General features: G+C 58.8%; 7 protein-coding genes and 1 tRNA gene. 5 read left to right on the top strand and 3 right to left on the bottom strand.

Translation table 11 applies throughout. From position 1 onward, the window contains the following. Positions 1-124 precede the first annotated feature (124 nt). The 5 genes from lon to AC07ZE_RS19515 all read left to right on the top strand — a co-directional run bounded on the left by lon (position 125) and on the right by AC07ZE_RS19515 (position 6,092). Positions 125-2,521, top strand: a complete 2,397-nt coding sequence (gene lon, locus AC07ZE_RS19535) for an endopeptidase La (protein ID WP_207266264.1) — start codon at positions 125-127, stop codon at positions 2,519-2,521. A gap of 149 nt (positions 2,522-2,670) precedes the next feature. After that, the gene (locus AC07ZE_RS19530; RefSeq protein ID WP_002552737.1) at positions 2,671-2,943 is read left to right on the top strand and encodes an HU family DNA-binding protein; all 273 of its coding nucleotides are present in this window, start codon (positions 2,671-2,673) and stop codon (positions 2,941-2,943) included. 53 nt (positions 2,944-2,996) lie between these two features. After that, positions 2,997-3,074 (top strand) — tRNA-Leu (locus AC07ZE_RS19525). 102 nt (positions 3,075-3,176) lie between these two features. Next, entirely contained in the window at positions 3,177-5,048 is a 1,872-nt protein-coding gene (locus tag AC07ZE_RS19520; RefSeq protein ID WP_207266263.1) for a SurA N-terminal domain-containing protein, read from the top strand. 201 nt (positions 5,049-5,249) lie between these two features. Beyond that, positions 5,250-6,092: a DUF2242 domain-containing protein gene (locus AC07ZE_RS19515; protein ID WP_207266262.1), complete on the top strand. Its 843-nt coding sequence runs from the start codon at positions 5,250-5,252 to the stop codon at positions 6,090-6,092. A gap of 377 nt (positions 6,093-6,469) precedes the next feature. Here AC07ZE_RS19515 and AC07ZE_RS19510 read toward each other — a convergent pair whose 3' ends face one another. The 3 genes from AC07ZE_RS19510 to AC07ZE_RS19500 all read right to left on the bottom strand — a co-directional run bounded on the left by AC07ZE_RS19510 (position 6,470) and on the right by AC07ZE_RS19500 (position 11,863). After that, positions 6,470-7,510, bottom strand: coding sequence for an AraC family transcriptional regulator (locus AC07ZE_RS19510; RefSeq protein WP_207266260.1), 1,041 nt, complete (start codon positions 7,508-7,510; stop codon positions 6,470-6,472). A gap of 3 nt (positions 7,511-7,513) precedes the next feature. Continuing rightward, positions 7,514-8,644 carry a carbon-nitrogen hydrolase family protein gene (locus AC07ZE_RS19505; protein ID WP_207266259.1) on the bottom strand — a complete coding sequence of 377 codons (1,131 nt, stop codon included), beginning with the start codon at positions 8,642-8,644 and terminating at the stop codon, positions 7,514-7,516. Positions 8,645-8,839: 195 nt separating this feature from the next. Beyond that, complete coding sequence (locus tag AC07ZE_RS19500) at positions 8,840-11,863, bottom strand: Ig-like domain-containing protein (RefSeq protein WP_259332043.1); 3,024 nt, start codon at positions 11,861-11,863, stop codon at positions 8,840-8,842. Positions 11,864-12,102: the final 239 nt, after the last annotated feature.

Here is a 12,102-nt window from a genome sequence, read left to right as displayed (position 1 = left end):
CCCTTTGCTTTTTGCAGGTTTTTACACTGTCTTTGTGCTTGTTTTTTTTCAAGGCTGCCCCCATCTTGGTTTCAAGCTTACTTCCATCTGTTTCCGGCCGTATGGCCGCCGTAGAGGCGAAATCATGAAGACAACCATCGAATTGCCTCTCCTGCCATTGCGTGATGTCGTGGTTTATCCGCACATGGTTATCCCGCTGTTCGTGGGGCGCGAGAAATCCATCGAAGCCCTAGAGGCAGCGATGACGGGCGACAAGCAGATCCTTCTGCTGGCCCAGAGAAACCCTGCTGACGACGATCCTGGTGAAGACGCACTTTATCGCGTGGGTACGATTGCGACCGTTCTGCAGCTGCTGAAGCTGCCTGATGGCACGGTCAAGGTTCTGGTCGAAGGCGAGCAGCGGGGCGCCGTGGAGCGCTTCAGCGAAGTGGACGGCCACTGCCGTGCCGAAGTCTCGTTGATCGACGAAGTCGATGCGCCCGAGCGCGAGTCGGAAGTGTTTGTTCGTAGCCTGCTGTCTCAGTTCGAACAATATGTGCAGCTGGGCAAGAAAGTCCCTGCCGAGGTCCTGTCGTCGCTCAACAGCATCGACGAGCCTGGCCGCCTGGTCGACACCATGGCCGCGCACATGGCCCTCAAAATCGAGCAGAAGCAGGAAATCCTCGAGATTATCGATTTGTCGGCACGGGTCGAGCATGTCCTGGCGTTGCTTGATGCCGAGATCGATCTGCTGCAAGTCGAAAAACGCATTCGCGGTCGCGTCAAAAAGCAAATGGAGCGCAGTCAGCGCGAGTACTACCTGAACGAGCAGATGAAGGCCATTCAGAAAGAGCTCGGCGACAGCGACGAAGGTCACAACGAAGTCGAAGAGCTGAAAAAGCGTATCGATGCCGCCGGCCTGCCAAAAGACGCGCTTGCCAAGGCCCAGGCCGAACTGAACAAACTCAAGCAAATGTCGCCAATGTCCGCGGAAGCGACCGTGGTACGTTCGTACATCGACTGGCTGGTCCAGGTGCCGTGGAAGGCTCAGAGCAAGGTACGCCTGGATCTGGCGCGCGCGGAAGACATTCTCGATGCCGACCATTATGGTCTGGAAGAAGTCAAAGAGCGGATTCTCGAATACCTCGCCGTGCAAAAACGCGTGAAGAAGATTCGTGGTCCGGTGTTGTGCCTGGTAGGTCCTCCGGGGGTGGGTAAAACCTCTCTGGCAGAGTCGATCGCTCACGCCACCAACCGCAAATTCGTGCGCATGGCCCTCGGTGGTGTGCGTGATGAAGCGGAAATCCGGGGTCATCGCCGTACTTACATCGGTTCGATGCCAGGAAGATTGATTCAAAAGATGACCAAGGTGGGCGTCCGCAACCCGCTGTTCCTGCTCGACGAAATCGACAAAATGGGCAGCGACATGCGCGGCGATCCCGCGTCGGCGTTGCTGGAAGTGCTCGATCCCGAGCAGAACCACAACTTCAACGACCACTATCTGGAAGTCGATTACGACCTGTCAGATGTGATGTTCCTGTGCACCTCGAACTCCATGAACATCCCACCGGCGCTGCTGGACCGGATGGAAGTGATTCGTCTGCCGGGCTACACCGAAGACGAGAAGATCAACATCGCCGTCAAATACCTTTCGCCCAAGCAGATCCAGGCCAACGGCTTGAAAAAAGGCGAACTGGAGTTCGACGAGGAAGCGATCCGCGACATCATTCGCTACTACACCCGCGAAGCCGGTGTGCGTGGCCTGGAGCGCCAGATTGCCAAGGTTTGCCGCAAGGCGGTCAAGGAGCATGCGCTGGAAAAACGCTTCTCGGTGAAGGTCACCGCTGACGCGCTGGAGCATTTTCTGGGCGTGCGTAAATTCCGCTACGGCCTGGCTGAGCAGCAGGACCAGATCGGTCAGGTTACCGGGTTGGCGTGGACTCAGGTGGGGGGCGAATTGCTGACCATCGAAGCCGCTGTCGTGCCGGGCAAGGGCCAGTTGATCAAGACCGGTTCCCTGGGTGACGTCATGGTCGAATCGATTACCGCCGCCTTGACCGTGGTGCGCAGTCGCGCGAAGAGCCTGGGGATTCCCCTGGACTTCCATGAGAAGCGTGACACTCATATCCATATGCCGGAAGGGGCGACGCCGAAAGACGGCCCTAGCGCCGGTGTGGGCATGTGCACGGCACTGGTGTCGGCATTGACCGGTATTCCTGTGCGTGCGGACGTGGCCATGACGGGTGAAATTACCTTGCGTGGTCAAGTGTTGGCGATTGGTGGTTTGAAAGAAAAACTGCTCGCTGCTCACCGTGGTGGAATCAAGACTGTGATCATTCCGGAAGAGAATGTTCGCGATCTGAAGGAAATTCCTGACAATATCAAGCAAGATCTCCAGATTAAACCGGTTAAATGGATTGACGAGGTCCTGCAAATTGCGCTGCAATACGCGCCGGAGCCCTTGCCTGATGTGGCTCCGGAGATTGTCGCGAAGGATGAAAAGCGCGAGTCCGATTCTAAGGAAAGAATTAGCACGCATTAGTACGTATTTGCCTGGGGGGCTTCCTTGACAGCTTTTTAGAGCCCTTGTTATAAAGCGGCTCTTAAGTGTCTGTAGGCCATTCAGCACTCGTTTTTGCTTTCACCAAAAAAACTTAGAATCATACTCAAATAGATATAAGGGGACTTAGAGTGAACAAGTCGGAACTGATTGATGCTATCGCTGCATCCGCTGATATCCCGAAAGCTGCTGCTGGCCGTGCGCTGGACGCTGTAATCGAATCCGTCACTGGCGCTCTCAAGGCTGGCGACTCTGTTGTTCTGGTTGGTTTCGGTACCTTCTCCGTAACTGATCGTCCAGCTCGCATTGGTCGTAACCCACAGACCGGTAAGACGCTGGAAATCGCAGCAGCCAAAAAACCAGGTTTCAAAGCCGGTAAAGCACTGAAAGAAGCTGTCAACTAAGTTCGATTCAGGTTTTTGCCTATCCGGGTCGGGGTCATGCCTGACCTGGCAGCGGAGCGGTAGTCCAGTCGGCAGGTCGCCGGTCCGAGACACCGAGGCTCGCAAGTTCGAGTCATCGGTCCGCTCCGCCAGTTACGAGAAGGCGCATCCTCGGATGCGCCTTTCTTCTATCCGGATTCTACCCACGCTCCACGGTTGCCTAATTTTGAAGTTCAACCGTTTATGGGGGACGCATGCTGCAGAATATCAGGGACAATTCACAAGGCTGGATTGCCAAGACCATTATCGGGGTCATCGTCGTACTGATGGCCTTGACCGGTTTCGACGCCATTTTTCAGGCCACGACGAACAAAAATGAGGCGGCGCAGGTCAATGGCGAAGAAATCAGCCAGAACGAGCTGAGCCAGGCGGTCGATATGCAACGCCGTCAACTCATGCAACAGCTGGGCAAGGATTTCGATGCTTCCTTGCTCGACGAGAAGATGCTGCGCGAGTCGGCCCTCAAAGGCCTGATTGATCGCAAGCTACTGCTGCAAGGCGCAGAAAACTCGAAATTCGCTTTCTCCGAAGCGGCGCTAGACCAGGTCATCCTGCAAACGCCTGAATTCCAGGTGGACGGCAAGTTCAGTCCTGAGCGTTTCGACCAGGTCATTCGTCAACTCGGTTACAGCCGTATGCAGTTCCGCCAGATGCTGGCCCAGGAAATGCTGATCGGCCAGCTGCGTGCCGGTCTGGCAGGTAGCGGTTTCGTCACTGATACTCAGGTTCTGGCATTCGCCCGTCTGGAAAAACAGACCCGCGATTTCGCCACCTTGAACATCAAGGCTGACCCGGCGGCTGTGAAGCTGACCGACGATGAGGTCAAAGCCTATTACGACGAACACGCCAAGGAATTCATGACGCCGGATCAGGTGGTCATCGATTATCTGGAATTGAAGAAGGCTTCTTTCTTCGATCAGGTCAGCGTCAAGGACGAAGACCTGCAAGCGGCGTATCAGAAGGAAATCGCAAACCTGTCCGAACAGCGTCGGGCTGCGCACATTCTGATCGAAGTGAACGACAAGACCACCGAGGCGCAAGCCAAGGCCAAGATCGACGAGATCCAGGCCCGTCTGGCCAAAGGCGAGCAGTTCGAAGCCCTGGCCAAGGAGTTCTCCCAGGATCCGGGTTCGGCCAACAATGGTGGTGACCTCGGCTACGCAGGTCCTGGCGTCTATGATCCAGCATTCGAAAAAACCCTGTATTCGTTGGCCAAGGATCAGGTTTCCGAGCCGGTACGCACCGACTTCGGTTTCCACCTGATCAAACTGTTGGGTGTAGAAGCACCTGAAGTGCCGACACTTGCCAGCCTGAAAGACAAGCTGACTCGTGAATTGAAGGCTCAACAGGTCGAGCAGCGTTTCGTCGAAGCGACCAAGCAATTGGAAGACGCCTCGTTCGAAGCTTCCGATCTGGCCCAGCCGGCACAGGACCTGAAACTGACGGTTCACACCTCCAAGCCGTTCGGCCGTGAAGGTGGCGAGGGTATTGCGGCCAACCGTGCGGTGATCACCGCGGCGTTCAGTCAGGAAGTGCTGGAAGAGGGTGCCAACAGCACCGCCATCGAGCTCGATCCGGAAACCGTGATCGTGTTGCGCGCCAAGGAACACCTCAAGCCTGCGCAATTGCCGCTGGAAAGCGTGGCGGGCCCGATCCGTGCGCAGTTGGCCAAGGAGCACGCCAGTGCTGCCGCCAAGACCAAGGCTGATGAGTTGATTGCCAGCCTGCGCGATGGCAAGACCGCTTTGGACAAGCCAGTTGACGGTCAGAGCTGGAAGGTTACCGAAGCCGCGACCCGCGCTCAGGAAGGGATCGACCCAAGCGTGCTGCAGGCGCTGTTCCGCATGCCCAAGCCTGCCGCCAAGGACAAACCGACGTTCACGAGCGTGACCCTGCCTGATGGCAGTCTGATGATCGTGCGGCTGAGCGGCGTCAATGAAGCCGCGGCGCCGACTGAAGAGGAGAAGGCTCAATACCGTCGCTTCCTCGCTTCGCGCGTTGGCCAGCAAGACTTTGCGGCTTATCGCAAGCAGCTGGAAAGCCAGGCCGACATCAAGCGCTTCTGATGTCGGATTGAGTCATGCGTTACACAGGAACCCCGGCCGAAAGGCCGGGGTTTTTTGTTACAGCTGCACTGACAAACGTGGGGGACTTTTGCTTAATATCGCAGTCAACACCCCTGTAACTGTTTTAAGACACAATCGATGCGACGCTAACCATCGATCTGTTGCACAATACGCCCCGGACCGTTTTCCTCAGGATGTTCAATGTTTAAATCACTTCCCATGCGTGTTGCCGGGCTGGCGCTGGTGCTGGCCGCCGCGGCCGGGTGCTCGTCGAAGAAAGCCGCCATCTATGAGCATGAGAACTTCGACGACTCCGGAACATTCTCCCGTAACTACCCCGTGACTGATGTGCAGAGTTGCGAAGCTGCTCGTCGGGCCTTGCTGAGCCAGGGCTACATCATCACCAGCAGTGATCCGAAGCTGGTCAGCGGGCACAAGAGCTTCCAGCAGACCGGCGAGACCCACATGGAAATCAGTTTCAGTGTGGTCTGTGCCGATGACGGCAGTGCCGGGCATCACGCCACGGTGTTCGCCAACGCCCTGCAGGACCGATATGCGCTGAAGAAGACCAATAACTCCGCCAGTCTCGGTGTAGGCGTGCTGGGTTCGGTCTCGATGCCGATCGGTTCGTCGGACGATTCGATGGTCAAGGTCGCGAGCGAAACCGTATCGTCGGCCAAGTTTTACGAGCGTTTCTTCGCCCTGGTCGAGTTGTTCCTGCCCAAGGAAGTGAAAGCGGCAGCCCATATTCCGGAGAAGCCGAAAGCCGATCTGGGCGTGCCTGAACCCAAGGCCACACCGGCCCCACTGGCTCCGGAAGCAGCGGCAGAGCCTGCCCCGGCTACGCAAGCGACAACGACGCCGGCCGAAGCGACTCCAGCCGTGTCCGAGCCGGTAGCACCGCCACCTGAAGCCGCGCCGATTACCGCGACCCCGAGCGCCCAGCCGGCGCCGGCCACGGAAACGATCACACCACCCGCCAACCCCGGCGACATCCCGCCCCCTTCGGAGCCGATCCAGGCCATGCCGATTACCGGGCAATGATTGGTGTTTCGGGGGCAGGTGAATCCGCACCGGTCCCGTAGCTTCGGTAAGTCTTGATCCGCGTCAAGCACAGTGCAGTTCTGCGCGCTGTTTCGAAAAAATCCTGTGATAAATTCCTGACTGCCTGCTACGTTTTATCCAGTAGCGACGAAGTGTCGTGTCCGCGTCATTTTTCTTTCATGCGGGCACTTTATGCTCGGGGCACTGGTCATTTATCAAGACTTTTTCAATGAGTTGCGGGGGATTCGAAATGGACGATTATCAGGAAGAACTGCTCGAGTATCAGGCATTTGAACTGGATCCGCCGGAGCCAGCGGAAGATGCCACCGAGCTGTAATCAACGCTTTCAGGCTTCAAACTTGTAGCTGGTAGCCGCTTCAGGCTGTTTTTCTATGACTGCGACGAAACTCGCCGGGTGTCTGGCCGGTCCAGCGTTTGAAGGCGCGTTGAAAGGCTTCGGCTGAGGCAAAGCCCAGCAGGTAGGCGATTTCTCCGAACGCCAGTTCTGTATCGCGAATGTAGGTCATGGCCAGGTCGCGACGTGTGTCGTTGAGAATCGCGCGAAACTGCGTACCTTCTTCCGCCAGTTTGCGGCGTAGTGTCCAGACGGGCAGCTTCAGGCGTGCCGCCACTTCTTCCAGGTCGGGTTCCCGGCCACCATTGAGCAACGGCCCCAGCAACCGGGTGATACGTTCACGCAGGCTACGGGTGCGTGTCAGTTGCTCCAGTTCCCGTTCACACAACATCAACAAGTGCCGCCACGTACTCGGACAGTGTTGCTGATTACGCTGGGCGAGGCTGGCCAGGCTCAGGCGCAATTGGTTGTGCTCGGCGCCAAACTGAATCGGGCAATCGCCCAGCATGTCGTAGGCCGCGTGGTAGTCAGGTGCTTCGAATTCGATATCGATACGTTCGGCGCGCAGCGGGGCAGGGCTCACGCTGGACAATTGCTGCAACCACCCGGCAATGATCGAATCCACCACGAAGCGGTTGTAGCTGTTGTAGGGACTGATGGAATAGAAGCGCAGCCAGGCCCCCTGAGGGTCTTCGTGAAAGCTCGATTGACCGCGATAGTTGGAGCCATATAAGGCTTCAAAGCGAATCAGGCAGCGTGCCGCCTCGCGCACTGTCGGAGCCTGGGCAGCGGTGACGCCAGCCAGGCCGGCCTGGCTCAGGCGACTGAGCTGCCCCATGCGCAAGCCGAGCGCCGGGTTGTCGGTCAACTGAATGGCACTGTGGCCCAGGTGCATGTAACGAGGAATTGAGAGTCGGGCTCCCGCTTCGCTGAGGCGCGCGGCATCGAGGCCATATTGCTCCAGCAGGGGTTGCGGGTCGACGCCATGGCTGCGTACCGCGTCGGCCAGGCTGTGGACGAATCCCACCGAGAGATCGCCCAAACGCATCGGCTGCGGTTTCATGGCTTACAACCACAGGTTCAGCAGGCGAGCGCCACGGGCGTTGCCGTCGGCGAAATGCTGACCGTTGCTGCTGAGAAAACTTTGACCGGCGCTGGCCTGATCCCAGAACTGTCCACGCAAGAACACGCTCATGCCGGCGATCGCCTGGCTGGACGGTGGCTGAGCGGTCAGGGTCAGGCGATGCCAGGCCTGACCTTCGCTGATCTCCCCGGCCTTGAGATTGACGGAATCGGGTGTCGACGAGCCCTTGTAGCCGCGCCACGGCTTGTCCCAGGTGCCACGACCGGCAATAAACGCCGGGACCGCGACAATCCGTGCCTGCTGATCGTCGAGCTTGCGATAGTTGTCCGGGTACCAGCTGTCGCCGCCGATCAGCACGCCCAGGCGGCCGGCCGGTGTATCGACGACGTTGAGGGGGGGCTCGCCATTGGCCTTGATCGCATCCTGCTGTTCAAAAACCGGGTGCATCTGCCGCTGTGGCTGGCCGATCGGCACGCCGTCACGGCCGAACACAACGCTGCTGTTGAACAGTGCGCCGCGCCCGACTTTCAGGGTGCCGTCGATGATGCTGGGTTCGGGCAGCACGATGGAGCCCGCCACCAGCGTGACCTGAAACTCTTTCGCCAGGCCGCCGAACAGAGCCTGATACTCCTTGGCCATGCCTTTGGCTTTCATGCGTAAGTGGGCGTCATCCAGGCGACTGCCGCCCTCGGCACTGATCAACGCCCGGACAAACTTCAAAGGATTGCTCACGGCCAGCCAGTTCATGGCTTCCTTCAGCGTGGTGGCCTGGTACAACTCATCCTTTTCACCACTGACCATCAGCCAGGTGCCGACGTGTTCGGGCAGTACCACGATGGTTTTCTCGTTGAGCAGGCCTTGTTCCCGGGCTTTGTGCAGGTAGGCCGCGAGTTTGCGGTGCAGGCGCTCGGGGCTTTGATAATCGGTGGGGAACAGCTCGGGCTGGATGCCCAACAAGTTGCCGCGGTCGGCGGGAGTGCCTTGATCGACCGCCAGATCGATCCGAAGGTCCGAGAGGTAATGGCCTGCCGGGCGATCCGCGGCCCACATGGCGTAGGTCGTGAGGGCGGCGATCAACGCCATGGAGAAAATCAGGTACAGAAGTTTGCGCATGGGGAAACAGTCAACGGCCGTGTGCAGGCATGGGTTTTCAGTTTGGATGGATTTGGAGGGTACGGCAAATCAATAGGTTGGCGGAAATTTTCCACCAGGTAAAAAAGTCTCCCGTCTCAAATGATAGGGGGTGCGATCTCAGGCAGCCCTGCCGGCAATTTCCGGGTAGGGCTGCCGTAACTGTTGTGCTTGGCGTCACCTTGTTACCGGTGCCGAGACTGCGACAGTCACCGTTGCCGGTGTCGACACCGCGTTCCTGGTATCGCTGGCTTGATAAGTGAAGCTGGCGGTGAACGATGCGGCGATTGTGGGCGGTGGTGTGTAGATCACGCGTGCACCGTCGGTGCTGACGCTACCCTTGCCGGAGCCCGGCTGCGTCAGCCCCACCACTTTAAGTGGCACATTACCGTCAGGGTCGGTGTCGTTGGCCAGGACGTTGATCGTCAACGGTTTGCCGTCTCTGCTGACAGCGCTGTCGGGTTTGGCGACCGGTTTTTTGTTTTCGCCTTCGCCTGTGCGGAAGGTTGGCAGCGCCGCAGAGTTCACGTAGGTGACGCCATCCCAGCCGGGCAGGGGGGCTGGCATCAGCTGGAATTGGCCGGGTTTCTCGATGTCCCAGCGCAGCAGCATCGAAGTGTCCTCATGTTGGGTGTTATGGCAGTGCTCCATGTACGTCCCGGCGAACTCGCGGAAGCGGATGGCGATTTCCACGTCCACTGAACTGTCGATGCCTTCGCCAATGCGATAGACGTCCTTGCGCGCACCTTTTTCCCATTCCGGTGGCGCCTTGCCGTCGCGGTTGAGGACGATGCCTTCTTCGAAATGCACGTGCACCGGGTGGGTCCAGCCATTGCCTCCATTCTTGATTTTCCACACTTCCAGAGTGCCGTCGCCGCTGTAGCCGCCATCGGTTGGGCCGTTGGCCAGTTGCGGCGCGGCACTGATTTGACGTGAGTCCATCTGGTAGCCAAAACCCCCATCAGTCTTGATGGTCCAGGGTTCCTGGTCGGTGCCGTCGGAGCGGCCGAAAATGAACTCGCGATGCCGCGCAAGTTTGAGTTTGGCCTGCACCAGCGGATCGTCACGGTTGAGGGTCAGTGGAATCATGGTTTTACCCTCGGCCTTGCCCGGTTTGGCGGGTTCGTAGTCGGCCGGATTCATGCTCACGTCCGTGCCACTGTACGGCTGCACCACCAATTGCAGGAATTTGCCCACCACCGGATCGCCGTTGTCCCATTCCAACCCTTTGCTGCCCAGCTTAAGCACTGCCTTGTACTTCCCGGACAGCACATCGGCCAGGCTGAGGGGGTCCATCTCCGGACCTTTGCCGGTCTGATGCGCCATCAGGTTGACGAAGTACAGCTTGTCGCCGGTCTTGATCCCGTTTTTCGCGAAGTTGACGATGATGTCGTAACGCTCGGCGATGCCTTGGGCGGGGAGGATGGCATTGTGATCCTGCAGGTCGCCGTCGGCATCCAGGTCCATGCTGCCGTCAAACGGCACAGCGTGTTCCATGATGTTGCCGTCGTTGCCGATCAAGTGGAACGGCACCCGGGCAAAAGACACGCCGGAACCTGCCGGCCCAGGGAACTCACCGCCATTGCCGGCGATTTCACGTACCAGGGCAATCCTGAAGTAGCGCGACACCGAGCCGTTGAGGATGCGGAAGCGGTAGCTGCGCGCGCGCACTTTCAGGCGCGGCTGGTACTGCCAGTTGACCAGGATCTGGTCGCCAAGAAAGCCGTCGGTGTTGAACGGGTTGAACCACAGTTGACCGTTCTTATCCCAGGCCTTGTCGGCGACCATCAGGTTGACGTCATAGTCGCGGTTGCCCCAGGGCATTGCCGAACCGCTGGGCAGGCGCAGGTTGACGCCGTCCTCGATCGCTTCGTTGCCGCGATCCAGCGCGCTGTAATAGTTCATCATCACCGCGTTGCCCTTGTAGACGTTCTGCGCGGTGAAATCGAGCATGTGGTCGTGGAACCAATGGGTGCTCATGGTTTCGCGCCAGTCGCCGCGGATTTTGATCGTGCCGTTGTTGCAGGTCTTCAGGCCCGGGGTGGCATCGTTGACGAACAGGGTTTCTCCCGGGGTGCAGGGGAACGCCGCGCGTGGGTCTTCGGCCTTGGTATTGATGGTGTCGTAGCCGGCCAGTTGTAGCGGCCAGCGATAGTCGTAGTACTGCCCCGGAAAGAAAAAAGCGTTGGTGTAGCCGTCGCTTTCGGCGGGGGAGTGGCCGTTGTGTTCGTGGGTGCTGAGCGTGTGCAGGCCGAAACCCATGTTCGCCCCCGGATCGATGGGCAGGGCGTTGTAGTGACGCATCAACACCGGCTGGCCGTGACGCGCCATCAGCAGTTTTACCGGGAACGTACCGTCAAAGGTCCATAGCGCTTTGTGGTTCTGGATCGGCATGTTGGGGTGAAAGCGGGTGTCGATGCCTTTGGTCGTGCCGTTGATGGTCGGGTTGTCCGAGGTCTGGTAGTAGAGCCCGCCAGGCCCGAACTCACCAACGGCGTAGTTGTGCAATTGTCGGCGGTCGCGCATGCCGCCGTTGATTCTGGCGCCCGCTTGCACGGTTTTGAATGCGACCTGCGGGTAAAACTCGTTCCAGCGCTGATGAGACCAGCCTTTTCCTGGTGGACGACCTTCGGCCGGCGAACCTACCGGATGGCGGTTGAGGAAGGCTTCAACCTGCGATTTCCAGGGGTTGCGATCCAGCACGTTGGAGTATTGGGATGGGTATGGGTGGAGCCCGGGCTGGCGCATGAAGGCTTCCAGGGCCGACGTCGACGGTCCGCTGCGAGCGATATTGTCCGGATCCTGCTGTGGCGCTGGACCGGCAAGAGGCACGGGGAAGGTCAGTGGCGGCGTGGGCAGGGTCGGATCGAGCTTTTCCGTGCCGAACTCTTCCAACAGCAGCAGTTGCTGGGTGAAGGGTTGCGCCCCGAACAATGGGCTGGGTTTGCCATTGGTGGGGATTTTGAACGAGGTTTGCAGGCTCGGCGGTAGCACGTTGTCAGCGCGCGGGGTGTTTCGGTCCCCGTATGCGCCGTTGGGTAGGGCCAGCGCTCCCTGGTTAGTCTCGGGCATGGTTTTCAAGGCTTCCAGCGCCGCCGCCGGGTCGGCGGGCGGGTTGGAGTACGCCGAGGGGTCCGTCGGTGGTGGCTGGCTGACATCGTCGAGCGGCACGGCATTGGCGGCGTTCAGGGTAAGGAGCATCGCGCAGGGCAGGCTTGACCTGCGCAGCAAGTCGATGGAATTGCAGGATGGTGTCGGGCGTTTCATTTTTCACCCCTCGCGTGATGCCCCGCCGTCTCCATGTTCGGGACGACCGCCGGTGCGGGTACGATGGGTGGAGCAACAAATGAGCCACTACAGCAGGGAAAAGAGAAAGTTCAATTCTATTGATCGTCACTGTGAATGCTGCAAGTGACAGAATTTAAAGGTGGGTGATATTC

This window comes from Pseudomonas sp. GW101-3H06, assembly GCF_059424605.1.
This window is presented reverse-complemented; position numbering and strand designations above follow the sequence as displayed.